At 46.9% G+C, this 26,160-nt stretch carries 23 protein-coding genes; 14 read left to right on the top strand and 9 right to left on the bottom strand.

The genetic code is table 11. The features are described from left to right. Positions 1–3: 3 nt before the first annotated feature. From glf to CI959_RS01315, 5 genes are read left to right on the top strand one after another with little or no spacing between them, the layout of a single operon-like run. Positions 4–1,104, top strand: coding sequence for a UDP-galactopyranose mutase (gene glf / locus CI959_RS01335; protein WP_005861893.1), 1,101 nt, complete (start codon positions 4–6; stop codon positions 1,102–1,104). Then, positions 1,073–2,098, top strand: a complete 1,026-nt coding sequence (locus tag CI959_RS01330; RefSeq protein ID WP_306462960.1) for an acyltransferase family protein — start codon at positions 1,073–1,075, stop codon at positions 2,096–2,098. Before glf ends, CI959_RS01330 begins: the two co-directional genes overlap by 32 nt. A gap of 24 nt (positions 2,099–2,122) precedes the next feature. Further along, positions 2,123–2,911, top strand: a complete 789-nt coding sequence (locus CI959_RS01325; RefSeq protein ID WP_249931812.1) for a glycosyltransferase family 2 protein — start codon at positions 2,123–2,125, stop codon at positions 2,909–2,911. A 23-nt stretch (positions 2,912–2,934) separates the two neighbouring features. Beyond that, positions 2,935–4,095, top strand: a complete 1,161-nt coding sequence (locus tag CI959_RS01320) for an ATP-grasp domain-containing protein (protein WP_005861898.1) — start codon at positions 2,935–2,937, stop codon at positions 4,093–4,095. An 11-nt stretch (positions 4,096–4,106) separates the two neighbouring features. After that, positions 4,107–4,997, top strand: coding sequence for a polysaccharide deacetylase family protein (locus tag CI959_RS01315; RefSeq protein WP_005861900.1), 891 nt, complete (start codon positions 4,107–4,109; stop codon positions 4,995–4,997). Here CI959_RS01315 and CI959_RS01310 read toward each other — a convergent pair. Both CI959_RS01310 and CI959_RS01305 read right to left on the bottom strand, forming a co-directional pair. Next, positions 4,951–6,081: a type II toxin-antitoxin system HipA family toxin gene (locus CI959_RS01310; protein WP_057317599.1), complete on the bottom strand. Its 1,131-nt coding sequence runs from the start codon at positions 6,079–6,081 to the stop codon at positions 4,951–4,953. The two genes, CI959_RS01315 and CI959_RS01310, sit on opposite strands and share 47 nt — an antisense overlap. Next, positions 6,081–6,416: a helix-turn-helix domain-containing protein gene (locus CI959_RS01305; protein ID WP_005861905.1), complete on the bottom strand. Its 336-nt coding sequence runs from the start codon at positions 6,414–6,416 to the stop codon at positions 6,081–6,083. Before CI959_RS01305 ends, CI959_RS01310 begins: the two co-directional genes overlap by 1 nt. Positions 6,417–6,637: 221 nt before the next feature. Here CI959_RS01305 and rplU point away from each other — a divergent pair, with 221 nt between their 5' ends. The 5 genes from rplU to gcvT all read left to right on the top strand — a co-directional run bounded on the left by rplU (position 6,638) and on the right by gcvT (position 11,233). After that, a complete protein-coding gene (gene rplU, locus CI959_RS01300) occupies positions 6,638–6,955 on the top strand; it encodes a 50S ribosomal protein L21 (RefSeq protein ID WP_005861907.1) in 318 nt (105 codons plus the stop codon). 22 nt (positions 6,956–6,977) lie between these two features. Then, complete coding sequence (rpmA, locus tag CI959_RS01295) at positions 6,978–7,244, top strand: 50S ribosomal protein L27 (RefSeq protein ID WP_005861909.1); 267 nt, start codon at positions 6,978–6,980, stop codon at positions 7,242–7,244. A gap of 156 nt (positions 7,245–7,400) precedes the next feature. Next, positions 7,401–8,807, top strand: a complete 1,407-nt coding sequence (locus tag CI959_RS01290) for an amidophosphoribosyltransferase (protein WP_008780836.1) — start codon at positions 7,401–7,403, stop codon at positions 8,805–8,807. Between the two features lie 106 nt (positions 8,808–8,913). After that, positions 8,914–10,134, top strand: a complete 1,221-nt coding sequence (gene pepT / locus CI959_RS01285) for a peptidase T (protein WP_005861913.1) — start codon at positions 8,914–8,916, stop codon at positions 10,132–10,134. Between the two features lie 13 nt (positions 10,135–10,147). Beyond that, a complete protein-coding gene (gcvT, locus tag CI959_RS01280) occupies positions 10,148–11,233 on the top strand; it encodes a glycine cleavage system aminomethyltransferase GcvT (RefSeq protein WP_005861915.1) in 1,086 nt (361 codons plus the stop codon). A gap of 83 nt (positions 11,234–11,316) precedes the next feature. On the opposite strand, the gene CI959_RS01275 is transcribed toward gcvT, so the two are convergent. Next, the gene (locus tag CI959_RS01275) at positions 11,317–11,904 is read right to left on the bottom strand and encodes a DUF4251 domain-containing protein (RefSeq protein WP_005861917.1); all 588 of its coding nucleotides are present in this window, start codon (positions 11,902–11,904) and stop codon (positions 11,317–11,319) included. A 166-nt stretch (positions 11,905–12,070) separates the two neighbouring features. Here CI959_RS01275 and CI959_RS01270 point away from each other — a divergent pair, with 166 nt between their 5' ends. The 4 genes from CI959_RS01270 (at position 12,071) to CI959_RS01255 (ending at position 18,694) form a co-directional block, all read left to right on the top strand. Beyond that, the gene (locus CI959_RS01270; RefSeq protein ID WP_005861919.1) at positions 12,071–13,084 is read left to right on the top strand and encodes a Gfo/Idh/MocA family protein; all 1,014 of its coding nucleotides are present in this window, start codon (positions 12,071–12,073) and stop codon (positions 13,082–13,084) included. 154 nt (positions 13,085–13,238) lie between these two features. Then, positions 13,239–14,426, top strand: a complete 1,188-nt coding sequence (locus tag CI959_RS01265; RefSeq protein WP_008780837.1) for a hypothetical protein — start codon at positions 13,239–13,241, stop codon at positions 14,424–14,426. An 85-nt stretch (positions 14,427–14,511) separates the two neighbouring features. Next, complete coding sequence (locus CI959_RS01260) at positions 14,512–15,081, top strand: hypothetical protein (RefSeq protein WP_005866029.1); 570 nt, start codon at positions 14,512–14,514, stop codon at positions 15,079–15,081. After that, positions 15,065–18,694, top strand: a complete 3,630-nt coding sequence (locus tag CI959_RS01255; protein WP_009276603.1) for an ATP-binding protein — start codon at positions 15,065–15,067, stop codon at positions 18,692–18,694. Before CI959_RS01260 ends, CI959_RS01255 begins: the two co-directional genes overlap by 17 nt. A 117-nt stretch (positions 18,695–18,811) precedes the next feature. Here the strand turns inward: CI959_RS01255 and CI959_RS01250 are convergent, their stop codons facing one another. The 6 genes from CI959_RS01250 to dapF form a co-directional block, all read right to left on the bottom strand. Continuing rightward, on the bottom strand, positions 18,812–20,734 hold the full coding sequence (locus tag CI959_RS01250; protein ID WP_057317600.1) for an NAD(+) synthase: 1,923 nt from the start codon (positions 20,732–20,734) through the stop codon (positions 18,812–18,814). 12 nt (positions 20,735–20,746) lie between these two features. Then, complete coding sequence (locus tag CI959_RS01245) at positions 20,747–21,070, bottom strand: type II toxin-antitoxin system RelE/ParE family toxin (RefSeq protein ID WP_008780841.1); 324 nt, start codon at positions 21,068–21,070, stop codon at positions 20,747–20,749. After that, positions 21,061–21,318, bottom strand: coding sequence for a hypothetical protein (locus CI959_RS01240; RefSeq protein WP_005861932.1), 258 nt, complete (start codon positions 21,316–21,318; stop codon positions 21,061–21,063). The genes CI959_RS01245 and CI959_RS01240 overlap by 10 nt, the downstream gene beginning before the upstream one ends. A gap of 137 nt (positions 21,319–21,455) precedes the next feature. After that, complete coding sequence (locus CI959_RS01235) at positions 21,456–23,642, bottom strand: glutamine synthetase III (protein ID WP_057317601.1); 2,187 nt, start codon at positions 23,640–23,642, stop codon at positions 21,456–21,458. A gap of 36 nt (positions 23,643–23,678) precedes the next feature. Further along, positions 23,679–24,908 (bottom strand): LL-diaminopimelate aminotransferase, encoded by a 1,230-nt coding sequence (locus CI959_RS01230; RefSeq protein WP_008780842.1) that lies wholly within the window; start codon positions 24,906–24,908, stop codon positions 23,679–23,681. A gap of 56 nt (positions 24,909–24,964) precedes the next feature. Then, on the bottom strand, positions 24,965–25,774 hold the full coding sequence (dapF, locus tag CI959_RS01225; RefSeq protein ID WP_095231394.1) for a diaminopimelate epimerase: 810 nt from the start codon (positions 25,772–25,774) through the stop codon (positions 24,965–24,967). Between the last annotated feature and the right edge of the window lie 386 nt (positions 25,775–26,160).

The following is a 26,160-nucleotide window of genomic DNA, read 5'->3' as shown; positions in this document are numbered from 1 at the left end:
GAGATGATTTATGATTACCTTATCGTCGGTTCCGGTCTCTTTGGAACCACAATGGCCTACCTCCTTCATCAAAAAGGATATAAATGTTTGGTTATAGACAAGCGCTCGCATATAGGGGGTAATGTCTATACGGAGTCCGTGAATGGCATCAACGTACATAAGTATGGGGCGCATATTTTTCATACCAGTGACAGGAGGGTATGGGAGTTCGTGAACTCGTTGGTTGAGTTCAATCGGTACACCAACTCTCCTGTGGCAAATTATAAGGGAAAACTGTATAATTTGCCTTTCAATATGAATACTTTCTATCAGATGTGGGGGGTGACGACCCCGGAGGAGGCTAAGGAGATGATAGAGAAGCAACGGAGAGAGTCCGGAATCCTTAGCCCTAAGAATTTGGAAGAACAGGCTATATCTTTGATCGGGAAGGATATTTATTATACGCTGATCAAGGATTATACAGAAAAACAATGGGGACGTAAGGCTACGGAACTTCCTGCGTTTATCATTAAACGACTTCCTGTGCGTTTCACTTTCGATAATAATTATTTCAATGATAAGTATCAAGGTATCCCGGAGGGCGGATACACGAGGATGATCGAGAAAATGCTAGATGGCGTGGAGGTTCGTTTGAATACGGATTATTTCGGGAATCGAGAATATTTTGATTCGATAGCGGATCGGGTAATCTACACGGGGGAGATTGATCGCTTCTTTGATTATCGCTTTGGGTATTTGGAGTATCGAACCGTGAGTTTCGAAACAGAGTTATTGGAAGGTGTTCCTAATTTCCAAGGGAATGCCGTGGTGAACTATACGGATGCCGATACTCCTTATACCCGTATTATCGAACATAAACATTTTGAGTTTGGACAACAACCGGACACGGTGATCTCAAGGGAGAATTCCAAGGAGTGGAGACCGGGGGATGAGCCTTATTATCCGGTGAACGATAAACGGAACAGTGAGTTGTATGTTCGGTACAAGGCCTTGGCAGACGCACAAGAGAAGGTGGTCTTTGGCGGTCGGCTGGCGGAATATAAATATTATGATATGCATCAGGTGATCGCAAATGCGTTGGAGTTGGCGGAAAAATTTAATTAAACTTGGAATGATTATGGGAAAGAAACTCACGCAAGTTTCATTTTTATTTGTTTTTGCAACACTGTTGGTTGTGATAGGCCATGCGGATATTACCTTGGATTACAGAGATCTCTGGATTTATAAATGGGTGTATTCATTTCATATGCCTCTTTTCTTTTTCTTGTCTGGATTCTTGTTTGCGTATACATATCCAGCAAATAAAATGCAAGGAATGAGATTCTTTCCATTCATGAGGAAAAAGGTCAAGCGGCTCTTATTGCCTTTCTTATTTATTAATAGTGTGATTTTTGTTATTAAGTCACGTTTTGTTCCTGCGGAGTTGATGCAGAATCCGTTGACGTTTAGTTTCTCCTCGTGGGTGGAGAGTATGCTTTGGTATCCGATTGGATTTATGTGGTTTTTACCGACGTTGTTCATGATATTCGTATTCTTTTCGCTTTTAAGGAAATGGATATATGTTAACGTATATTTACAAATGGGGGGGGTAATTTTGCTGTTTGTGTTAAGTTATGTGATGCCTAATATGCAGTTTATGCAAATATCGGTTGCTGTTCATTACTCCGCTTATTTCGGTTTGGGAATTCTTTATTGTATTTATAAGGGGAGGATAGATGCTATTCTGCTACGATATAAGTATGGAATGTTTTTGGGATCGTTTGCTTTATCCGCTAGCTTATTGCCATGGAAATTGGTTGCCGCATTAGTAGGTATCGTATTCAGCCTGATTTTATCGCTTATAGTGGAGAAGCGTAGCGGGGTAGGCTTGATACATCTATCCGACTACACCTATACCGTGTTCCTGCTTTCTTATTTCCCGCAGATGCTTGTGCGCGGACCTATTGCCCATGCTTTTCCGGAGGTGAACCAATATCTGTTTTCGTGTGTCTCGTTTGTGTTGGGATTCTCGTTACCCATCCTCTTTGGCGTGATATATCGTAGGGTAAAGGATGCGAATAGGCTGACAAGATTTGTCGGTCTTTTGGTGGGATTATGATTATAAAGAGAAAAATATAATACAATGTCTGAAAATATGGAAAAGGGATTGGTCTCGATCATTACCCCTATGTATAAAGGGGCTGAGTTTGTTGGCGATACGATAGAATCTGTCTTGAAGCAAAGGTATACGAATTGGGAGATGATTATCGTAGATGATTGCTCGCCGGATGATGGGGCGGGGATCAACGTCGTGAAGCGGTATGCGGATCCGCGGATCAAATTGATAGAGAGCAAGGTGAACAAAGGTTCTTCTGGGGCGAGGAATATTGCGTTGAAAGAGGCGAAAGGACAGTATATAGCGTTCTTGGATTCGGATGATATGTGGCCGGAAGAGTATTTGGAATCACAAGTGAATTTTTTGCAAACGGAGAAAGCTATTATAGTTTATGCTTCAGTACAACATATAGAAGAACATTCTAAGCGATACTTGGGAGTTCCATTTCCCCGTCCGAAAAAGGTTAAATATGATGATTTGTTAAAATTATGTCCGATTTGTCCTTCTGCTACGGTTTATGATGTGTCCAAATCGAAGAAATATTATTTTGATGAGCAATTAGGGAGTCTCAGGGATGATTATGTTTATTGGCTAAAAATCCTGAAAGAGGTACCATATGCTTATGGAAATTTGACTGTAACAATCTCCTATAGAGATAGGGTCACGGCAGTTACTTCTAATAAAATAAGAATGATAAAGCCTCAGTGGCTGGTACTTCGAAGAGTAGAAAAATTATCATTAATAAAAAGTTTGTATTGTTTAGTTTATTGGGGAATAGTAGGGGTCGTAAGAGAAAAATTGTACTATAAGCTTTAATAGTTTATGTTATACCGCTAGATATGAATATTTTGTTACTGGATGCTCATACGGTTCAATCCATTTCCGTAGCTCGTTCTTTGAAAGAGAATGGTCATGTTATATTTGGTTTCATTGAATCTAGGTTATCTTATGGTTATGTCTCTAGGTTTGTAGATCATAAGATCCTTTGTCCTATCTTGCGTGATGCTCCCTCTGAATACTTGAATTTTTTAGTTGATTTCTTGGGGAAAAATCCACAAGATGTTATTATTCCAATGTATAATGATAGCGCAGAGTTGTTGAGCCAAAATAAGGAGAGGATAGAAAATTCTTTTTCCGTGAAGTGTGCCATTCCACATTATGATACTTTTATAAAGGCACATGACAAAGAAAGATTGATGGATGTTTGCAAGCAACGATCATTTCCACACCCTCGGACTGCATTTCTTTCGTCAAAAAATCTGCATGAAGTAGTATCTTATGTTGGCTTTCCTGCTTTAATCAAACCGAATATTTCATCTGGGGCTAGAGGGATTATGCTTGTGCATGAAGAGAAAGAGCTATTAGACAAATGGCCTGCCATAGAACGAGATTTTGGTCGTTGCACTTTACAGGAATATGTTGATCATACAGGGATCTATTATAATGTGATGCTTTATCGTGATAAGAGCGGGGGGTGCCATGAAGCCGTAATTATTCGAATCATGCGTTATTTCCCTTTAAAAGGAGGGACTAGTTGTTATTGTGAGACGATTCAAAATGAGACTTTGGTCTGCATCTGTAAAGATATTTTAGATGCTTTGGATTGGGTTGGTTTTGCCGACTTTGATATTATGGAGAGCAAATCGGGGGAATATAAAGTTATAGAAATAAATCCTCGTGTACCGGCAAGTATACATGCTGCATATATAGCAGGAGTTAATTATCCGGAAATGATCGTTCATGATATGAAGGATGAACCGATCTTAACTTATACTTATCATATCGGAAAAGTATTACGTTTTTGGGGACTGGATGTTATGTGGTTTATCTTTTCTCCCCAAAGATTTAGTTCCCATCCCTCTTGGTTCTGCTTTTTAGGTAAGAATATATTTTATCAGGATGGATCTTTAAAAGACCCTTTACCAATGTTGATGGGTATATTATCTGGTTTGGTGAAATATCTGAATCCTTCTTTTCGAAAATCTAAATTAAGATCTTGATTTAACAAAATATGAACATACTAACTTTCGACATCGAGGAATGGTTTCATCTCCTCGATAACGACTCTACACGCTCCGAGGAGCAGTGGAAAGGGTTTGAAGTGCGTATCTATGAGAATATGGAGCGCATTTTTCGTATCTTGGAGGAGACAGATACGAAGGCTACTTTTTTCGTGATCGGCTGGATCGCCAAGACGTATCCGGATATCGTGAGACAGATTGCATCCAAGTATCAGGTGGGAAGCCATACGATGAATCATCAGTTAGTGTGGCAACAATCGAGGGAGGCATTCAAAGAGGATGTCTCTTCTTCCATAAAATTGCTGGAGGATATAACGGGACAGAAGGTAGAGGCTTTTCGTGCGCCGGGCTTCTCGATCCGTGAGAGCGAGGGGTGGGCTTTCGAGATATTGCATGAATTGGGAATTCGTATGGATAGCTCGGTTTTTCCTGCGCATCATGCGCATGGAGGAATGCCATCATATGTTTCTGCGGTGCCTAGCTGGGTGGAATATAACGGAATAAGGATGAAAGAATTCCCGATCGTGTATCGTAAGATATTGGGAAAGCATATCGTTTTCTCTGGAGGAGGCTATTTCCGCTTGGTTCCCTATAGATTATTGAGGAAATGGACACGTGAATGTCCGGAATATTTGTTGGCTTACATCCATCCTCGTGATCTGGATGCGGAGCAACCGATGATTGAGGACTTAAATTATATCCGTCGTTTCAAATCGTATTATGGCTTGCGTGGAGCGGAAGAGAAATTGAAACGATGGCTTATGGATTTTGATTTTATGGACTTACGTACGGCGGATGGTCTGATAGATTGGAAGGCAGCTCCTATTGTCGAAATTACTCCCAGTCTTTGTTCCGCAACAAATCTCCGCAGCCAGTCCTAACCTCTTCAATGATTCGTATGCAGCGCGGTTTATTCATCTTGTTTTTAGTACCGATGGTTATCATGTCTTGAATGGTGGGATGTCCGGTTCCATTGACCGAAGTCGCATGTTCACCATTATAACCCTCTGTGCATAGGGTGAGATCGTAGGCGGGAGCAAGATGCCATTGCCATGTGCTGGTATCACTTTTCTGTATTGTGAAACTGAAATTCTTGCAATGATCATCTTTGTTGTCTGTGAAATAGTTGAAAACCATACGACGAAACATTTCTTCCACTTCTAAAGGATTCTGCGTTAGATAGCCAGTTAGGGCCAGTAAGTTGCTATAATCGAGAATTGGGTTGGATAGTGGAATGTTAAGCAGTCCTCCGGCTGTGACTGTATGCAAACGTTCTCCATCTTGCGAGATGTCGAAGCGGCGTGTCGTGAAATACTTACCGTTGATCAGTTTGAAGTCTGGAACGCGGATGCCACATTGTCGTGCTAACTCATTGTAATGAAATTCTATCAATCCCATGTCTTGAGGGTCGTATGTATGGCGGAACTTCACCATCCAATGCCCTTCATTGTTGGAGAACAATGCCTTGGGTCTGCATCCGCCGCTATTTCGGCTGTTAAAAAGAAGAAGTTCTACGTCATCGTCGTTCTTCTCATGCAACACTTCTAAGGCCTTTTCTTGCAGCAGATCGAAATCAAGGGGCTCATGCGAAGTACCTATGCTGGTTTCCGGTTCGTATGTGAGTGCTCCCATACCCCCATTTCCCACTAGACTTAGACGGTCGAGCGCTGACAATTGGGTATCGTTGATGCCTTCTTTGAGCAAGGCCTTATGCAAGAGGTAGCGACCATAGCCATCGGGCAGACTGTCTTCGAAAACACCGAAATTCCCATAAAAAGGTGAGGGCTTTGCGATGAACAATCCCGGTTTCAGCGGAAGTTCCAATGGGGATATACTGAAACCGTTGGAAAGCCATGCTTTATCGTATTCAAAGGCACACTGTTTGTTGTCGGGAGTGAGCGAAAGCGTCCCGACTATCTGTTCGTGATACTTTACGATAAGTCTTTCTATTTTTTTGATTCTCATTACTTATGTACTTTTTTCTTGTTGGTATTCTTGCGGATTTGTAGTAGCTCCTCCATGGTGGAGTATTTTGGTTCGGAAAAAAGCTTCTTTATCTCCGAAGTGTAACCTAATGCCATTGCTATGCCGATAAGGTTCTTGAGTGAGATAAGACCTTTCTGTTCGAATCGCACGATATTACTGACTGCTACACCTGCCTTCTCCGACACTTGTTCGCGTGTCAGATTCTTCTCTATACGTCGCTTGCGGAAGTCGTTGGCTATTTCTTTAGCGATCTCATCCGGGTTGTCTAGCGTATAGTTGTCAAGAACTGATAACATATTATTTGTTTCCTGCATCTTTATTTGGATAATAGTAATATATTATTAGTTGCAAAGGTAGTAAAAAGCTCTGTATTCTCATCGTCTTATGCGTGGCTTTTTAAAAGTTCAAGAAGATGTTTGTGGAATTAAATAAAAAACTCTATCTTTGCACTCGATTTTCCGCAGAGGGTAAATAAGTGGAGCCGGAGACGGAGCCCACCCCCGGGACCTAACCTGTTTAAAAGATTTTAAGACAGATGTACGTAATCGTAGAAATTAACGGACAACAGTTCAAGGCTGAGCAAGGCAAGAAATTGTTCGTTCATCACATTCAGAACGCGGAAAGCGGTGCTGTTGTGGAGTTTGACAAGGTGTTGTTAGTAGATAACAACGGTGAGGTAACAGTGGGTGTTCCTACTGTAGAGGGCGCAAAGGTAGTATGCGAGGTATTATCTCCGCTGGTAAAAGGTGACAAGGTGCTGGTATTCCACAAGAAGAGAAGAAAAGGTTACCGTAAATTGAACGGTCACCGTCAGCAGTTCACTGAGGTGAGTATTAAAGAAGTTATTGCTTAACGTTTAAAGGAGAAGAAAAGAAATGGCACATAAAAAAGGTGTGGGTAGTTCTAAGAACGGCCGTGAATCACAAAGTAAAAGATTAGGTGTTAAGCTTTTTGGTGGTGAGGTTGCTAAAGCTGGTAACATCATCGTTCGTCAAAGAGGTACGGTTCATCATCCGGGCGAGAACGTAGGTATCGGTAAGGATCATACGTTGTATGCGTTGGTAGATGGCGTTGTTACTTTCCGTAGAGGAAAAGAAAACAGATCATTTGTTTCTGTAAAAGAAGTTGTTGCTGAGGCTTAAGTTTCTGCGACCAAAGAATAAGGAAAAGGATATCCTGAAAAGGGGTATCCTTTTTTTATTGCCGATGATAATAAACGTTATGAAGTAAATTTTGGAACATATATAAATAAACTTGTAACTTTGCGGTCTCAAACATAAATACAAACATAAAAAACAATGGGTGGTTTTTTCGGAACTATTTCTAAAGGAGCCTGTATTACGGATTTATTCTATGGTACAGACTACAATTCTCATCTAGGAACCCGCAGAGGCGGTATGGCTACGTACGATAAGGAAGAAGGGTTTACGCGTTCGATCCACAATCTGGAGAATTCTTATTTCCGCACCAAGTTTGAACCGGGGCTTCCTAAATTCAAAGGAAAAGCCGGGATCGGTATTATCAGCGATACGGATGCGCAGCCTATCGTTATCAACTCTCACTTAGGTAAATTCGCGATCGTGACGGTGGCGAAGATTAATAATCTGGACGAGCTGGAAAAGGAGTTATTGGAAGCGAACATGCATTTCTCGGAATTGAGTTCCGGAAAAACGAATCAGACGGAGTTAGTCGCTTTGCTGATTACACAAGGCAAGGACTTCGTGGAGGGTATTGAGAATGTTTACAATAAGATAAAGGGCTCTTGCTCTATGTTGCTCCTGACGGAGGATGGTATTATCGCCGCCCGTGATAAGTGGGGGCGTACGCCGATCGTAATCGGGAAGAAAGACGGAGCTTATGCGGCGACCAGTGAGTCTAGCAGTCTTCCGAACTTGGATTATGAGATCGAGAAATTTATAGGCCCGGGCGAGATCGTCCGTTTGCGTGCCGATGGTATGGAGCAGATGCGTAAACCGAATGAAGGGATGCAGGTCTGCTCTTTCCTTTGGGTGTATTATGGATTTCCGGTTTCTTGCTATGAGGGTAAGAACGTGGAGGATGTCCGGTTTATGAGTGGATATAAGATGGGGCAGAAGGATGACTCGGAGGTGGATTGCGCCTGTGGTATACCGGACTCCGGCGTGGGTATGGCCTTGGGATATGCGGAAGGTAAGGGGGTGCCTTATCATCGGGCTATCGCTAAGTATACACCGACGTGGCCTCGTAGTTTTACCCCGGCTAACCAAGAGATGCGTGCTTTGGTGGCTAAGATGAAATTGATACCGAACCGTGCGATGCTGGAAGGCAGACGCATCCTTTTCTGCGACGACTCGATCGTGCGTGGTACACAGCTTCGTGATAACGTGAAGATCTTATATGATTATGGGGCGAAAGAGGTACATATGCGTATCGCTTGCCCTCCATTGATTTATAGTTGCCCGTTTATCGGTTTTACTTCTTCCAAGAGTCCTTTGGAGTTGATAACTCGTCAGATTATCAAGGAACTGGAAGGGGATGAGAATAAGAATCTGGATAAATATGCTACGACAGACTCTCCGGAATATAAGAAGATGGTCGGAATTATCGCCGAGCGTTTCGGGTTGAGTTCCTTGAAGTTTAATACGCTGGAAACCTTGGTGGAGGCGATCGGCTTGCCTAAGTGTAAGGTTTGTACGCACTGCTTCGACGGTTCAAGCTGCTTTTGATGACATTTTTTGAGAGAAACAGGAATAGCGGGACAATTTGTCTCGCTATTTTTTTGTCATGTAACTTGCTTTGTCTACTTTTATGGCTGTTTTAAAAGAGTGAGTTATGACAGTTTTAGATAGATTTTTAAAGTACGTTACGTTCGATACCCAGTCGAACGAGGAGACGGGTACGACTCCTAGTACGCCGGGACAACGTGTCTTTGCCGAGGCTTTGGTGAAGGAATTGGAAGCGATTGGTATGGAGGAGATCTCCTTGGATGAGAATAGTTATGTAATGGCTACTCTGCCGGCTAATACGGACGAGAAAATCCCGACTATCGGTTTTATCGCTCATTTGGATACGAGTCCGGATATGTCGGGTAAGAATGTTCAACCTCGTATCGTGACTTATCTGGGTGGTGATATTGTCTTGGATGCGGAAGAAAATGTTGTACTATCTCAATCGATGTTCCCAGAGCTTTCTGATTATAAGGGACAGGATATTATCGTAACGAATGGTAAGACTTTATTAGGTGCCGATGATAAGGGAGGTGTAGCCGCTATCGTCGCCTCTATGCAATATTTGAAGGATCATCCGGAGATCAAGCACGGTAAGATCCGTATCGCTTTTACCCCGGATGAGGAAATCGGACAAGGTGCCGATCATTTCGACGTGGAGAAGTTCGGTTGTGATTGGGGATATACGATTGACGGTGGACAAATCGGTGAGTTGGAATATGAGAATTTCAATGCCGCCGGCGCTAAGATTATCTTCAAGGGCTTGAACGTACATCCGGGATACGCCAAGGATAAGATGCAAAACGCTTCCTTGCGTGCGATCGAGTTTGCTTCTTGGTTGCCGGCCGAGCAACGTCCGGAGCATACGACTGGTTATGAGGGATTCTTCCATTTGACCGGTATGACAGGTTCGGTTGAGGAAGCTACTCTATCTTACATCATCCGTGACCATGACCGGAAGTTGTTCGAGGAGAAGAAAGAATTGCTTCGTACGTTGGTTGATAAGATGAATGAAGCGCATCCGGGATGTGCGCATTTGGAGCTTCGGGATCAATATTACAATATGCGCGAGGTCGTGGAGCCCCAGAAGCATATCGTTGATTTGGCGTTTGAGGCGATGACCTCCGTTGGGGTAGAACCGATCGTGAAACCGATCCGGGGAGGTACGGATGGTGCCCGCCTGTCGTTTATGGGATTGCCTTGCCCGAATATTTTTGCGGGAGGCCTGAATTTCCACGGACGTTATGAGTTCTTGCCCGTTCGTTCGTTGGAGAAGAGTATGGAAACAGTTATAAAAATCATAGAGCTATCGGCTCGTAAATCTTAAATGCAATAATTACATGAAAACAACTCCGTTTACCGACGTGCATATCGCCTTGGGCGCGAAGATGCACGAATTCGCAGGTTTCAATATGCCTATCGAATATTCCGGAATTATCGACGAACACATGACTGTAGTGAATGGTGTAGGTGTGTTTGATGTTTCCCACATGGGCGAGTTTTGGGTAAAAGGCCCGAACGCCTTGGCTTTCATTCAAAGCGTAACTTCTAATGACGCTTCTGTCTTGCCGCTTGGCAAGGCTCAATATACTTGCTTCCCGAATGACAAGGGAGGTATCGTGGATGACCTTTTGGTATATCATTACGAGCCGGAGAAATATTTGCTGGTCGTAAATGCCGGTAATATTGACAAGGATTGGGATTGGTGCGTAAGCCATAATACGGTAGGTGCCGAGTTGGAGAATTCTTCTGACCGTACGGCTCAATTGGCTATCCAAGGCCCGAAGGCACAAGAGGTTCTTCAACGTCTTACTCCGGTTGACTTATCTTCTATTCCTTACTATTCATTTGTGACGGGTGAGTTCGCCGGTTGCAAGAACGTGATTATCTCCAACACGGGGTATACCGGTGCGGGTGGCTTCGAGTTGTATTTCTATCCGAGTGATGCGATGACGATCTGGAACGCTATCTTCGAGGCTGGAAAGCCGGAAGGGATCAAGCCGATCGGTTTGGGAGCACGCGATACGCTTCGTCTTGAGATGGGCTTCTGCTTGTATGGAAATGATTTGGATGATACGACTTCTCCGATCGAGGCTGGTTTAGGCTGGATCACGAAGTTCGCCGAGGGTAAGAACTTTACGAATCGTGCGGAATTGGAGCGTCAGAAGAAAGAGGGCGTAACCCGTAAGTTGTGTGCTTTCGAGTTGCAGGAAAAGGGAATTCCCCGTCATGGCTATGAGATCGCCGATGCGGAAGGGAATGTAATTGGCGTGGTTACTTCCGGTACGATGTCTCCGGTATTGAAGAAGGGGATCGGTATGGGATACGTGAAACCTGAGTTTGCGAAAGCGGGTACGGATATCTTTATCAAGGTGCGTAATAAGAACTTGAAGGCTCAAGTGGTAAAGGCTCCTTTCCGTAAATAAGAGATAAGGCTATCTATAAATAGTTCGAAGGCGATGTTCCTCACGGAGCACCGCCTTCCTTATTATAGAAAAGTTGGACATGATTAATATGTTGTTCCCTGGAAAATGTTCGATTGTGAGTACGGAAGTAGGGTACCGGTCATTCTCAAGTTTCTACCGGAGAAGTTCGGGTCTACGGTAACGGTTGCGTTGTTTGTTCCGTTGGTAAGCATCAAGCTAACGGTAGCGGAGATAAACACACCCTGTACGTTCATGTTCAGATAAACATTGCCCTTGTCATCCTGCTTGGTCTGGATATTGGAGGCGCTACCTTGTACGGTGATACCACCTAATCCGTTAGGACCGGGATACGGAGAGTTGGACGCGATCTGGACCATAGCCTGTCCGTCATTCAAAGATACGAAGTTCGTATTTGAATTTACGTAGAATACCTGTCCGTTCATCGGTTGTATGTTGTTAGCCTCCAATACGAATGATTGGTTGTTGATAGCTTGTACAGCGGCGTTAAACTCTTCTTGGCCTTCTACGGCATCTTGTGCCAGACGCTCTTGTTTCTTGATTTCTCTCTCTACTTTTTTGGCTTCCTTTGTTATCGATTTTTGAGCCATTACTTGTGTCATTCCGCACATAGCGACAGCGAGAACGACGATAAAAGATACAATTCTTTTCATACTTGATTTAGTTTTAAAACGGTTTTAAATTGTATAGATTAAACAGCGTCGTCGCGAAAAAGTTCCTGTGGCTTATCCTTTTTATAGATACAATAACATTTCCACGGAGTATTTATGTTAAACAGAAATCGTACATTTGTAAATGAAGAACATAATACGATAGAATATGGATAAAGTACGTTTTGGTGTAGTCGGAACCAATTTCATAAGTGATTGGGTAATTGCCGGAGCCCGGCAGGATGAGCGTTTTGAACTGGTAGCTGTATATTCGAGAACTCAGGAGACGGCGGATGCTTTCGCCTCGAAACATAATATACCGTATACGTTTACCTCCTTGGAGGAGATGGCGAAAAGCCCGTTGATCGACGCTGTGTATATTGCCTCCCCGAACTTCCTTCATGCCTCCCAGAGTATTCTTTGCATGAGCTATGGCAAGCATGTTCTTTGCGAGAAACCCTTCGCTTCCAATGCGAAAGAAGTACGTGCGATGATCGAGGCTTCCCGTACATATAATGTCACGTTGATGGAGGCGATGAAGCCTACGCTTACGCCAAATTTCCTTGCTGTACGAGAGAATCTTGGGCGTGTAGGTACGGTTCGTCGTTATTTCGCCTGCTATTGCCAGTATTCCTCCCGTTATGATAAGTTCAAGGAAGGAATCGTGTTGAACGCTTTCAAGCCGGAGTTGTCTAATGGGGCCATGATGGATATCGGTATTTATACGGTCTATCCGATGGTTGTCTTGTTTGGTCGCCCAAAGAAGATAGATGCCTCGGGCATAGTCCTGTCCTCAGGAGCGGACGGGCAAGGGGCCGTGAATTTCTTGTATGAGGGGATGAACGCCACGGTGCTTTATTCTAAGATCGCCAACTCCGCCTTGCCTACCGAGATACAAGGGGAGGAGGGGAACTTGACCTTGGACCGGATCAATATCATCCGTAAAGTGACGTATTCTCCCCGTTTAGCTCCGGCGATGGGAAAAGGCCCGGAACCGGTTCCGGAAGACCTAAGCGTGGTCGCCGATAAGGATGAGTACTATTATGAGGTAGCGGAATTTATCAACCTCGTCTTGTCTGGCAAGCGGGAGTCAGAAATCAATAGCCTTGATAATTCTTTGATTACATTGGAGATTATCGATGAAGTACGCCGGCAGTTGGGAATTGTGTATCCGGCGGATTGATAACTCTTCGTGATTTTCCTCTTTTTCCATCGGGGTGAAAAACTTTTTCCACCGTGATGAAAAAGCTTTTTCACTACGATGGAAATCCTTTTTCATCACGGAGAAAAAAGGGTTACTTGTATTTTTATTACCTTTGTGTCCTTAATTGTTTAGGATGTACATATATAATTCAATACCCCATATAACGAACACGCTAAATCTGGGAAAGGACCTATTGGAGGTCTTATTTGAGAAAAGAAAATCATTACCGTTTCGCTATGATTATGCGTTGGATATTATCGATGAGAATAAATTGAATATCCTGATCGAGCGTGAGGTGATCCGCAGGAACGGCCCTTATATCGAGATGGATGAGCATTATCTCTCTTTCTATGAGCTGCTTCTGGAGGCGAATGAGGAGATTTCTACCTCGGTGATCGATGAGAATATCCAGTTGGTGTATCAATTGATCGATTATTATGGCAAGGAGGATAACGATTTGCGTAAGCTGGGTTATCTGCGATCGGTCAAGGCGCATTTGCGGAAGATCGGGAAGATCTTGGTACGTAACGTGGTGTCCTTGCAACGGGTGATCGATAATACGTTCAAGAACGAGCCGAGCTATAAGGTGAAGATCGCCAAACTGGAGAATCTGGACGCTAAACGAATCGAGATCAACCGCCTGATCGTGGAAGTGGAGAAGCTGCTGGATCGGGAACGGACTCCCTTTTTCGCCCAAGTCCCGGACGAGGAGCTGTTGACGATCGCCCGTGAGTTGAAGACGGAGTTATTGAGCGCTGGCCATAGCTTGATCCATTCCCAACAGGATATCATTGATTACTTGAACCAGATCCGTACGCAGGTGGGTTTTACCCGTAAGCTGCGTCGTATCAAATATCTGCGGGAGCAGTTTGAGTTACAGGAGAACACGAATGTACGGGAGGTGGTAGATGCGGAGCGTTCCGTGGTATTGGAGGGCGTGCAGCCTACCTTATTCAAGATTTCCATTCCTTATTTGCAAACGGACGAGGCGCTGGATGTCATCTTGAAGGTGGCCGACGGCATACGGCCGGACAAGGTGATCCACCGGCAGGAGCTAGGCGTGATCTCCGCCGAGCAGATGGAGAATCAAGAAGTGGGGGAGGCCGCTATCAATACCCGGAAGATGATGGATGTTTTTAGCCGGACCGGAGGGGATTTGTTCTCTTTCGTGATGGGCTACGAGTATAACCGGGAGATGGATTTCGAGGCGAAGGTTACGTTATTTTGCCGTTTACTCTCCCTCTATGAAAATGAGTTGGAGATAACAGACCGTTTTGGGCATACGGAGCATATAGAATATGCCATTATTCAAAGAACCTAGTTGTAGAGACGGGGCGTGTCCCCTGTGATGAGACGGGGCACGCCCCGTCTCTACAACTGGATAAAATAAAACAACAATAATAAGGATGATAGATAATTTACCGGTACAGACCGCACAGATCTATGATTACCTGTCGAAAGGTAATTTTCTGTGCTCGAATACAAGTGTAAAGGAGTTGAGGACACTCTTCTCGGTCGTAGAAGATAATTTTGAGCGTTTACGTGATTATTTCTCGCATATCAATTTCGTGTTGGAGCAGGGGAATAATTACTTCTACTTCTCCCGCAAGGAGCCCCGGGCTACCTTGGAGCAAAAACTCCAGCGTTTCTTCGCTTGGATCGATATCATGGACTTCTTCTGTACGTACGATACGGCCTTCGGGCCCGGTTTCACCTTCTCGCCGGCGGAGATATTGGTACGTTCCCGTATCGACATGGATCTGGAGATGAAGCTGGACGGGTTGAAAAAACATACCGGAGGCAAGGAGAAACGCAAGGATATCCTCGATACCATCTTGGACAGGATGACGAAAGAGGGCTTTATCGAGTGCGTAAGCGATATGAACGGGACGTGGAAAGTGCTCTCCTCGTGGGATTACCTCACGAAGATGATCCATAGTATTAACATAAAGAACGAAGATGAGATATCTCAATAAAATAGTATTTATAAACAGCGCCGCTATCCGTTACTCGGAAGTACAGCTGGATGGAAATATACATTTAATCGGAACGCAGGGAGTGGGGAAGAGTACGATCCTCCGTGCGATCCTTTTCTTTTACAACGCCGATACGCAACGGCTTGGAATCCCGGTCGAGAAGAAATCGTATCAGGATTATTATTTCCCTTATGCCGATTCCTCGATCATCTACGAGGTAGCGAGGGAGGATGGTTGGTTTACGGTACTTAGCTATAAGACGATGAACCGTATCTGCTACCGTTTTATCGCTTCTCCGTACCGGCCGGATCTTTTTATCGACGAGGAGGGAGCGCCTTATCCGTCGGATCGTATCCGCTCGGTGCTCGATAAGAACGGTATCAAGTATAGCGGGGCGATCTCCACGTATGAGGAATACCGGAATATCCTTTACGGAAACTCGGATAATAAACGGGATTACTCCTGTTATTCCTTGATGGAGAGCGGCTCCTACCAGAATATCATCCGTACGATCCAGAACGTCTTGCTGAATTCACGCTTGGAGGCGGATTATATCAAGCAGACGATCATCACCTCCTTGAACGAGGCGGATAGCGTGATCGACTTGAGCCGTTACCGGAGCCATCTATCCGGTTTCGAGGCGCAACTGAATGATATCGGTGTTTTCCGTGAGCCGGGCATGGCGCGGAAGGCCGCCGGGATCTCTACCTTGTCGGACGATATCCGTAAGCGGGATTTACGGATCAACGATCTGTGCCGCCAATTGCGCGGGGCTTATCTGGAAACGGAGCGTATCTTGCCGGAGTTGTCCCGGAAGATACACGAGCAGGAGGCGGTCAAATCGGATTTCTATAAGCAAAGGGATAAGCTGGACGCTGAATCGAAGAACCGGACAGCCACGATGGAAGGCGAGTTGGCCGTGCTGAAAAACGCCTTGTCGGAGGCGGAAGCGAAACGGGTTTTCTATGCCGGAAAAGATATCCAGACGGCGATGGATCGTTGTAACAAATTGGAGATCTTACAGCAGGAACAGGAATCCTTAGTCGTGGAGAAAGATTTGCTTTCTTCCAAGAATAAAGAAGCCTCGGTCTTGCACGCCAATTTGATCGCTAATCTGAAGAACGAGTTGGCCGGCTTCGAGAACGAGAAACAGAAACAATTACTGGCGGCAGAGACTGAGATCAATGCTCGTCGGGAGGCTCGCCGGGAGTATTATCGACGGCTACGGGAGGAATCGCGCCATGCCGCCTCGGAGGAGAAAGAGCGTTTGTTGGTGGATCGGGAGAAACGTACGACGGAGGTCGCCGCCTTGAAGATGCGTATCAAGACTGCCCGGGGGCAGTCGGGAACCTCGGAGGAATTGGAGGCGGTCAAAGGGCGTCTCGGTAATTACGACGCGAACCGGAAGGACTTGGAGCTGAAGATCCGTGAGCTGAAGTACGAGTTGAACTACCAGATGAAAGAGTTCGAGACCGCCGAGAAGCATTTGGATGAGGATTATCAAAAGCTAGCGGAATCCAACGAGGTGAAGATCGAGGCCCTGAGCGCTAAGCTAGCGGAACTGACGGAATTCTTGGATAACCAGAAAGATAGCTTCTTCAACTGGCTGTCCGAGCATAAACCCGGCTGGGAGCAGACGATCGGGCAAGTGTGTGACGAGCGCCTGCTTTACGGGAAAGAGTTTACGGCGGAGGTAGGCGAGGGAGATACCTTTTATGGAATCCGCTTCACCTCCGGGATTCACCGGAATGTCAAGACCAAGGAGGATTACTTGACGGAGAAGAAGGAGGCCGAGGAAAAACGTGCCGGAATCCAGCGCTTCATCGCTACGGCGCGGCAGGATTTGGAGGCGGCCAAGGAGAATCTCCGCAAGCAATATCAATCCTCCGTGAAGCCCATCAAGGAGGATATCTATCACGCGGAATATGAGTTGGAGCAACTGGCGGTTCGCAAGAAAGAGGACGAGTCTCGTCTGTCGGCCTTGCGGGATCAGGCGACCCGTCTGAGGCAGGAGGAGATCCGGCGTTTGGAGGAGGAGTTGAACGCTGCCGAGGCCGCCCTTTCCTCGATCCGGCAGGAGATCGCCACGCTTCAAGGCAAGATGGACCGGGAACTCGCTTCCTTGGATGAGCAAGAGAAAGATGAGTTGGCTGCTTTGGATAAGGAACTCTCCGCCCGGAGGGAAGCTATCTCGGAGGAGATCGCACGCAAGAAAGTGGAGCTGGAAGAGCGCAAATCCGGATATGACAGGGAGCAATTGGATAGCCTGACCGCCAGTGGTGGCGATCCGAGGCGTTTGGAGGAGATCCATTCCCGCTTGGCGTATATCGGTGGGGAGATCAAGTATATCAACGAGACCAAGGCTTTGATTATCGAGTATCTGAAAGATAAACGAGAGATGCTGGATAAGGTACCTGACTGGACGGCGGAGAGCCTACGTTTGCAGCAGATCATCCACGGGGAACAGGAGGAATTGAAAAAGCGTCTGGCGGACGTGAACCGGAATATCTTCAAGATAGATGCCGAGCTGAAGGAGCTGAAGGAGGCCAACCGGAAAGCGTTGGAGAACCGGGAGGAATATCATCGCTCTACCCTGTTGGACTGGTTTACCTCTAGGGAATCCGTCTTCTCTTCCATGAACCGTACGGATACGAATGGCGATTGCCGTTCCTTGGTACGGGAGATCACGATCTGCGTCAGCGAGCAATCCCAGAAACTTTCCGAGCTGCGCAAGGAGATAACCGCCTACACCGGCAATTTCTCCGAGGATAATGTGTTCGCCTTCAAGACGAGCTTCTCGGATGATAAAGAGTATATGGATTTCGCTTGCGACTTGAAGGAGTTTATCGACGAGGACAAGGTCTCGGAATACCAATTGCGTATCAATACCCGCAACTCCGATATCTTCCGGCAGATTACGGCGGACACGAAAAGCATGGTCTCTCAGGAAGGCAATATCCGTGGCGTGGTGGATCAGATCAACGCCGATTTCAAGGAGAAGAACTTCGTGGGGATTATCCAGTGTATCGAGATGCGTATCGATCCGAGCCAGAACAAGATCGTCAATCTGTTGAAGGAGATCAAGCGATTCAACGAGGAATATAGCTGGGATTTGGGGCAGAACCTGTTCGCTTCCTCGGCCGACGATACGGCTACCCGGGAGAAGGCGACGACGTTGCTACGTGAGTTGATCAAGTCGATGGACGCTTATTCCGGCAACTTGATCCGTCTGGCGGATTTCTTCGACCTTAAATTCCGGGTGATCGAGAACCGGAATGATACGGGCTTCGTGGAGCGCCTTACGAACGTAGGCTCCGAGGGTACGGATATCTTGGTCAAATCCATGGTGAATATCATGTTGCTGAACGTGTTCAAGCGGAACGCCTCCACGGTATTCTCTGATTTCAAGCTACATTGCATGATGGATGAGATCGGGAAGCTACACCCGAATAACGTGGCGGGGATCTTGAAATTCGCCAACGACCGGGATATTCTCTTGATCAATGGCTCACCGACCGAGCAGGATGCCCTGTCCTATAAGCACATCTATAAACTGGAGAAGGACGGCGATAGCTTCACCCGGATCCGGAGGGTGATCACGCAGTTCGATTAGGCAGGATCATAGCCGAGGCTTTCTCACCGATCATAACTGAGGCTCTCTCACGGGTCATAGCCGAGGCTTCGACACCCATGAGAGAGCCTCGTCTATGACCATACCCGTGAACGAATGTTAAAGCCCTGCGATCTCATCCAGCCAAAGCGTAGCCATCGCGTCGCTCGGCATTCGCCAGTCTCCACGCGGGGAGAGGCTGATGGAGCCTACTTTCGGGCCGTCGGGCAGGCAACTGCGCTTGAACTGTTGCTGGAAGAAGCGGCGGAAGAAGGTATGGAGCCATTTCTTGAGGGTGGCATCGTCGTAGGTTTCCCCGAATGCCCGCTTCGCCAAGAAATAAATCTTCGCGGGGGAGGCACCGAAGCGTAGGAAGTGATAGAGGAAGAAATCGTGCAGCTCGTAGGGGCCTACCAAATCCTCCGTCTTCTGCTTGATATTTCCATGCTCGTCGGCGGGAATCAATTCCGGGCTGATCGGAGTGTCTACTATATCTAATAACGTGGCGCGGGAAGCCTCGTCTACCTTGTTGTTGGCAACCCATTCCACCAGATATTTGACCAATGTCTTGGGAATGCTACCGTTGACGCCGTACATAGACATATGGTCGCCATTGTAAGTAGCCCAGCCCAAGGCAAGCTCCGAGAGATCCCCCGTACCGATCACGAGGCCGTTCGCTTGGTTCGCCACGTCCATAAGAAGTTGGGTACGCTCGCGGGCTTGGCTGTTCTCGTAGGTCACGTCATGTACATGGATGTCGTGATCAATATCCTTGAAATGTTGGACGCAAGCCTCCTTGATGGAGATCTCCCGGAGGGTCACGCCCAGGGAGCGTATCAAGTCGCAGGCATTGGTATAGGTACGATCCGTCGTCCCGAAGCCGGGCATGGTGATGCCGATGATCTTATCCCGTGGGATCTTCAAGGCGTCGAAGGTCATGACGGTGACCAGTAGGGCCAAGGTGGAATCCAGTCCCCCGGAGATGCCTACGACGGCGGTTTGGGCGTGGGCATGGAGGACACGCTTGGCGAGTCCCGCTACCTGTATATGGAATATTTCCTCGCAACGTTCTTTCAAGGCATCGCCGGAAGGGGTAAAGGGATGCGGGTCGATTACCCGGGTCAAGTCCAGCGCCCGGTTGGGAAGGCTGAATGAGACTACGGTGCCGTTATCCATGTTATGGTTGAGATAACCCTGCATGAAACTGGTGTTGATCCGTCGGTCGTTCTGTAAGTTCTGGATATCGATCTCGCTGATAACGAGTTGCTCCTCCATGGAGAAACGCTCGGATTCCCTTAACAACGTGCCGTTCTCTGCTATGATACCGTTTCCCGCGAATACGAGGTCGGTACTGGATTCCCCGAAACCGGAGGATGCGTAGACGTATCCGGCGATACAACGTGCGGATTGCTGGCAGATCAAGGATCGTAAGTAAGCATGCTTACCGATCAACTCGTTGCTGGCGGATAGATTGAATATCAAGTTCGCCCCCTGCATGGCTAGCTCGGAGCTGGGAGGGATGGGAACCCAAAGATCCTCGCAGATCTCGATACCCACGCGTACCTCATCATACTCGAAGATCAGGTAGCAATCCAACGGCACTTCCCGGTTACCGATCGTGATCATGGATTGCTGTAGGTGTGAAGAGGCCGTGAACCAACGCTCTTCTTGGAACTCTTTGTAGCTGGGCAGGTAGCTCTTGGGCACTACCCCTAGTATCTCGCCCCGTTGGAAAGCGACGGCGGCGTTTATCAGTTGGCTTCCGCTGACAAGCGGGCAACCTACGATCGTTAGTAAATCCAGATCGGCGGTGTTGTTCACTAAATCCAGCAAGGCTTTCTCGGCGTTTCTGAGTAAGGTCTCTTGCGAGAACAAGTCCATGCAAGTGTAAGACGTAACCGATAATTCGGGGAAAGCGATGATCTGGACCTCTTTTTGGGACGCTTGGCGCATCAATCCCTCGATCTGTTGAATATTATAAAAGCAGTCAGCCACTTTAACATGTGGTACGGCTGCCGCTACTTTGACGAATCCGTAATTCATATTTGTTATTGTTTATCTGATAGATGTTCTTAATTTATCGGGGTTTTGACGACAGTCGAATATTGCGGAGATATAGATGATATCATCTTCTATAAAATAGATGATTTTGTAATGCTCATGAACAAGAGACCGAAAGCCTTGCGGCTCCGAGGATAAGGCTTGCTCATAAAAACCGAGAAGAGGATTATCCGCTAACAAATCTGCGTAATGTTTCAGATCCTTGACTTTCTTGTGGGCCATGTTGATAGAAACCTCCTTCTTATAATACTTCGTAATTTCTTTCAAATCTTCTTTGGCCTTGGCTGTCCAATATGGATTTTTCTGTTTCAGAACCATGTCTCTATCTCTTTATCTAGATCCTCACTTGATGTGACTCTACCTTCTCGGGCGTCTTCTACCGATTTCCGTACCTCTGCTATCATCTCCTCTTGCGAGTGGATTACGCAAGGGCGGGGTGTCCTTCTCTTGGAAAAGATCTTTTTGGCAGCCCGTTCCAGTTCCTCCGATATCTCCATGTCATCGATCTTGTTAAGGTATCTCTCCACGAAGCTTTCTCTCCATTGCTGTAACTCTATTGTCGTCATATCAATTTCCCTCCTATATATTTATGCCCCAAAGGTATGTATTTTGTATGGGATAAAAAAGAAGGAGAGGTATACTTCGCAGCATCCTCTCCTTATTAACACAAAACAATCAACAAAAAACTACTGTCTGAATAAGACTATCTGATGAATAAAAGCTCACGGTATTTCGGCAAGGTCCATATCTGGTCGTCGACAACCAGTTCCAACTTGTCGATATGGTAACGGATGGCTTCCATCATCGGGACGATCCGGTCGTGGTAAGCGATCGCCTTCTCCCGCTCGCTCTCGATCTTGTTGGCTATCTTGCGGGCGTTGACCATCTCGTCCACTTTTTCCTTGATGAAGATCGTGCGGTTCGCTATATCCTCGATGATCTCCATGTTCTTGGAGGATAGATGGGCGGCTTTATCGGCGGGGAATAATTCACGCATCTTATATACGTTGTCGATCAAGGAAGACTGGTATTTGGTGGCCATCGGGATGATATGGTTCATTGTCAGGTCGCCTAATACACGGGCCTCGATCTGGATCTTCTTCGTGTACATCTCCCATTTGACCTCGTTGCGAGCCTCCAGCTCCTTGCGGGTCATGACTCCCGTGGACTCGAACATGCGGACGCTGCTATCTTTCAAATAAGCGTCGAAGATCAAAGGCACGCTGGTCTCGCAATCCAAGCCCCGGCGTGCGGCCTCGGCCTTCCATTCCTCGCTGTAGCCATTGCCGTCGAAATGGATCGCCTTGCATTCCTTGATATCCTTGCGGATTACCTCGATGATAGCGGCGAACTTATCCTTTCCGGTGGCAATCTTAGCGTCTACCTCGGCCTTGAACTGCCTCAACTGATCCGCTACGGCGGCGTTCAATACCAGCATGGCGGCAGCGCAGTTCGCCGAGGAGCCTACGGCACGGAACTCGAAACGGTTGCCGGTGAAGGCGAAAGGGGAGGTACGGTTACGATCCGTGTTATCGATCAATAACTCGGGGATACGGGCGATATCGAGTTTCATGCCTTGCTTTCCCGCTAGGTTGAAATCTTCCGTATCGCTGTTCTCCAGATGTTCCAATACCTTGGATAGCTGTGTCCCTAAGAAGCTGGAGATGATCGCTGGGGGAGCCTCGTTCGCTCCCAGACGATGGGCGTTGGTCGCGCTGGAGATGCTGGCCTTCAGCAATGCGTTATGGGTGTACACGGCTTTCAGTACGTTGACCACGAAGGTCACGAAGCGCAGGTTGTCTTCCGGCGTCTTACCCGGTCCCATCAAAAGGATTCCGGTATCGGTTCCCAGAGACCAGTTATTGTGCTTGCCGGAACCGTTCACGCCTTTGAACGGTTTCTCGTGCAACAGGACACGGAACCCATGTTTGCGAGAGATCTTGCGCATCAGGGCCATGATCAGTAAGTTATGGTCATTGGCGAGGTTACATTCCTCGAAAATGGGAGCCAGCTCGAACTGGTTCGGGGCTACCTCGTTATGGCGGGTCTTTACGGGGATGCCGAGCCTCAAAGCCTCTACCTCGAGGTCTTTCATGAATTCCATGACACGGGTCGGGATGGCGCCGAAGTAATGATCCTCCAACTGCTGGTTCTTGGAGCTTTCATGTCCCATCAAGGTTCGGCCGGTCATCAACAGATCGGGACGTGCGGCGTACAGGCCCTCGTCTACTAGGAAGTATTCCTGTTCCCAGCCGAGGTAGGCGTATACTTTCTTCACGTCCGGGTTGAAATAGTGACAGACATCGACTGCCGCCTTGTTCACGGCTTCCAAGGCTTTCAGCAGGGGGGCTTTGTAGTCGAGGGACTCGCCCGTGTAAGCGATGAAGATCGTTGGGATGCATAGGGTGTCGCCTACGATAAAAGCGGGGGAGGAAGGGTCCCAAGCCGAGTAGCCACGGGCCTCGAACGTATTGCGGATACCGCCGTTCGGGAAACTGGAGGCGTCCGGCTCTTGCTGGATCAGTAGTTTCCCCTCGAATTCCTCAAGTACGCCGCCTTTGCCATCGTGCTCGATGAAAGCATCGTGCTTCTCGGCGGTACCTTCCGTCAAGGGATGGAACCAGTGGGTGTAGTGGGTAGCGCCTTTTTCCATCGCCCATTTCTTCATGCCGGAGGCCACGGCGTTCGCTGTCTCACGGTCTAACGGGGTACCGTTGTCGATGGAGTCCACCAGTCTCTCGTACGCTCTCTCTGGAAGATATTTGAACATCTTCTCACGGTTAAATACTAACTCACCGTAATACTCGGAAGGTCTCTCGGCGGGAGTGGTTAGCTCGGTCGCTTTTTTCTCGAACGCCGATTCTACGACTCTAAATCTTAACTTTGACATAATACCTGATGATTATTGTTGTTTATAGTAAATGACTTATCTTAGCCACTTCCTCAGCCTAGCCATGGCCTCTAGGGTGTCATCCCTATCGCCGAAAGCGGTGAGGCGTAGATAACCTTCCCCGCTCGGCCCGAATCCCACTCCGGGGGTTCCGACTATCTTGACTTCATAAAGCAGTTTGTCAAAGAATTTCCATGAGGAGAGGCCGTCCGGGGTCTTTAGCCAGAGGTATGGGGCGTTATCGCCTCCGTACACCGTGAGACCGCAGTTTTGCAGGCCCTCTTTCATGATCTTCGCGTTGGTCATATAATAATTGATAGTAGCTGTCACTTGCTGTTTCCCGGCGGTGGAATAAACCGCTTCCGCACCCCGTTGGGTTATGTAACTGGTTCCGTTGAATTTCGTGCATTGGCGACGGTTCCATAATTTGTTCAACTGTACCCGTTGCCCGTCCAGCGTGAAGGCGTTCAGCTCCTTCGGTACGACCGTGTATCCGCAACGTATTCCCGTGAATCCGGCGGTTTTAGAGAAGCTCCGGAATTCGATAGCTACCTTCTTCGCTCCTTTGATCTCGTAGATAGAGTGGGGGATATTCGGGTCTTGTATATAAGCCTCGTAAGCGGAGTCGTACATGATAAGCACGTCGTTGGCAAGGGCATAGTTTACCCATTTCTTCAATTCGTCCTTAGTCAGGGTCGTTCCGGTCGGGTTATTGGGATAGCAGAGGTAAAGGATGTCCACCCTGCGACTGGGCAGATCCGGTACGAAGTTGTTTTCCTCCGTGCAAGGGATGTATACGACATCGCTCCATTTCCCGTTTTCCAATACCCCGGTACGTCCGCTCATTACGTTCGAGTCGATGTAGACCGGATATACGGGGTCTGTCACCCCGATACTATTGTCGTGGCGGAGCATGTCGCCTATATTTCCACAATCGCTTTTCGCTCCGTCGCTGATGAATACCTCGCTCGGTTCGATAAAGACTCCCCGGCTGGCATAATCGTTTTTAATGATAGCGTCGATTAGGAAAGGATATCCCTGCTCGGGGCCATATCCGTGGAATGTATCCTTGCTCGCCATTTCTTCCACGGCTTTATGCATCGCCTCAATAACGGCGGGGGCAAGTGGTTGCGTAACATCACCAATACCCATTCGAATGATCTTATCTTTGGGATGGGTAACCTTGAAGCTGTTTACCTTTTTCGCGATGTCGGAGAAAAGGTAATTGTTCTGTAGTTTCAGGAAATGTTCATTAATTAGTGCCATACTCAGTTCTTTTGTTTTTATGTTGTTGTTTTTGTTGTTTTGTCTTGTTCCCCGTGTCAGACTTTGATGAATCCCTCGAACACGTTGACCGCTCCGCCGGTCATAAAGACCTTACCGCTTCGCTCGTCCCACTCGATGGTTAAAGGGCCCCCATCCATGATGACCTTCGTCTTTCGCTTTGTCTTCCCACGTACGACGCCGGCCACGGCGGTGGCGCAAGCTCCGGTTCCGCAGGCTTGGGTGATGCCGGAACCTCGTTCCCACACCCTCATCCGTACCTCGTCCGGTTTTAGCACCTGCACGAACTCCACGTTTGTCCGGTCCGGAAAAAGCGGGAGGCATTCCAGTAACGGGCCTACGCTTGCCAGATCGACCTTGTCCATCTCGTCCACGAAGATAACCAAATGAGGATTTCCCATGGAGATGACGGTGCCGGTGTAAATTTCTCTTCCAGCCTCAACCTCCAAGGCGATCTCGCCTACGGCAGGCATTCCCATATCTACCGTGACCTCGGTGACCTCTTCACGCTCTATTTTCAATTGTAGCTCTTTGATACCTGATAAGGTCTCTAAGGTAACCTTGTTCTTTTGCGTTAGGCCGGCCTCATAGACATATTTGCCAATACATCTGGATGCGTTTCCGCACATCATCGCCTCGGAGCCGTCCGCATTATAGATATGCATGCTGAAATCCGCGATGTCTGAAGAACCTATCAAGACCAAACCATCAGATCCTATGCCTGTGTGCGGCTTGCTCCATGCGATAGATAATTCCTCGGGGTTGTCTATCGGATAGACCATCGTGTTTACATAGATGTAATCATTTCCGGCACCGTGCATCTTTGTGAATCTGATTGATTTTGTCATTTTGATGATATTATTCTTTATATTATTTCTTTTTGTTTTATTGTAATGCAAATATATAACGTTTTGATAAGTATATAACAGGTGAGAGGCTCGAATGTTTTATAAATATGAGGTTTGTAATAGATTGAAGTTATAATATATGCTTTTAGTTATAAATGATAATTAGAAGTGCGTGTTTTGGTTTTATATCGTAATATATGCTTTGTGAATATGGGTTGCTGTAACTGTAAGTAAAAAAACTATATATCTATCTATTTGCTTAAAATAAGTCTGTTTGTCTGACGAGCCTCTTTTTCAAGAAGCCTCAACTAGGGATAGATAATGGATGAAAATACGTATTTAACCACTGATTTCTACGTAAAAGGTCATGTTTTGTCACACGAAAG

It is taken from the genome of Parabacteroides sp. AT13 (genome assembly GCF_002272965.1).
Lineage (GTDB): Bacteria > Bacteroidota > Bacteroidia > Bacteroidales > Tannerellaceae > Parabacteroides > Parabacteroides distasonis.
This window is presented reverse-complemented; position numbering and strand designations above follow the sequence as displayed.

Coding starts and splice junctions, on each gene's coding strand:
- glf (WP_005861893.1), top strand. CDS start 4: ATGATTTATGATTACCTTATCGTCGGTTCCGGTCTCTTTGGAACCACA.
- CI959_RS01330 (WP_306462960.1), top strand. CDS start 1,073: ATGCGTTGGAGTTGGCGGAAAAATTTAATTAAACTTGGAATGATTATG.
- CI959_RS01325 (WP_249931812.1), top strand. CDS start 2,123: ATGTCTGAAAATATGGAAAAGGGATTGGTCTCGATCATTACCCCTATG.
- CI959_RS01320 (WP_005861898.1), top strand. CDS start 2,935: ATGAATATTTTGTTACTGGATGCTCATACGGTTCAATCCATTTCCGTA.
- CI959_RS01315 (WP_005861900.1), top strand. CDS start 4,107: ATGAACATACTAACTTTCGACATCGAGGAATGGTTTCATCTCCTCGAT.
- CI959_RS01310 (WP_057317599.1), bottom strand. CDS start 6,081: ATGAGAATCAAAAAAATAGAAAGACTTATCGTAAAGTATCACGAACAG.
- CI959_RS01305 (WP_005861905.1), bottom strand. CDS start 6,416: ATGCAGGAAACAAATAATATGTTATCAGTTCTTGACAACTATACGCTA.
- rplU (WP_005861907.1), top strand. CDS start 6,638: ATGTACGTAATCGTAGAAATTAACGGACAACAGTTCAAGGCTGAGCAA.
- rpmA (WP_005861909.1), top strand. CDS start 6,978: ATGGCACATAAAAAAGGTGTGGGTAGTTCTAAGAACGGCCGTGAATCA.
- CI959_RS01290 (WP_008780836.1), top strand. CDS start 7,401: ATGGGTGGTTTTTTCGGAACTATTTCTAAAGGAGCCTGTATTACGGAT.
- pepT (WP_005861913.1), top strand. CDS start 8,914: ATGACAGTTTTAGATAGATTTTTAAAGTACGTTACGTTCGATACCCAG.
- gcvT (WP_005861915.1), top strand. CDS start 10,148: ATGAAAACAACTCCGTTTACCGACGTGCATATCGCCTTGGGCGCGAAG.
- CI959_RS01275 (WP_005861917.1), bottom strand. CDS start 11,904: ATGAAAAGAATTGTATCTTTTATCGTCGTTCTCGCTGTCGCTATGTGC.
- CI959_RS01270 (WP_005861919.1), top strand. CDS start 12,071: ATGGATAAAGTACGTTTTGGTGTAGTCGGAACCAATTTCATAAGTGAT.
- CI959_RS01265 (WP_008780837.1), top strand. CDS start 13,239: ATGTACATATATAATTCAATACCCCATATAACGAACACGCTAAATCTG.
- CI959_RS01260 (WP_005866029.1), top strand. CDS start 14,512: ATGATAGATAATTTACCGGTACAGACCGCACAGATCTATGATTACCTG.
- CI959_RS01255 (WP_009276603.1), top strand. CDS start 15,065: ATGAGATATCTCAATAAAATAGTATTTATAAACAGCGCCGCTATCCGT.
- CI959_RS01250 (WP_057317600.1), bottom strand. CDS start 20,734: ATGAATTACGGATTCGTCAAAGTAGCGGCAGCCGTACCACATGTTAAA.
- CI959_RS01245 (WP_008780841.1), bottom strand. CDS start 21,070: ATGGTTCTGAAACAGAAAAATCCATATTGGACAGCCAAGGCCAAAGAA.
- CI959_RS01240 (WP_005861932.1), bottom strand. CDS start 21,318: ATGACGACAATAGAGTTACAGCAATGGAGAGAAAGCTTCGTGGAGAGA.
- CI959_RS01235 (WP_057317601.1), bottom strand. CDS start 23,642: ATGTCAAAGTTAAGATTTAGAGTCGTAGAATCGGCGTTCGAGAAAAAA.
- CI959_RS01230 (WP_008780842.1), bottom strand. CDS start 24,908: ATGGCACTAATTAATGAACATTTCCTGAAACTACAGAACAATTACCTT.
- dapF (WP_095231394.1), bottom strand. CDS start 25,774: ATGACAAAATCAATCAGATTCACAAAGATGCACGGTGCCGGAAATGAT.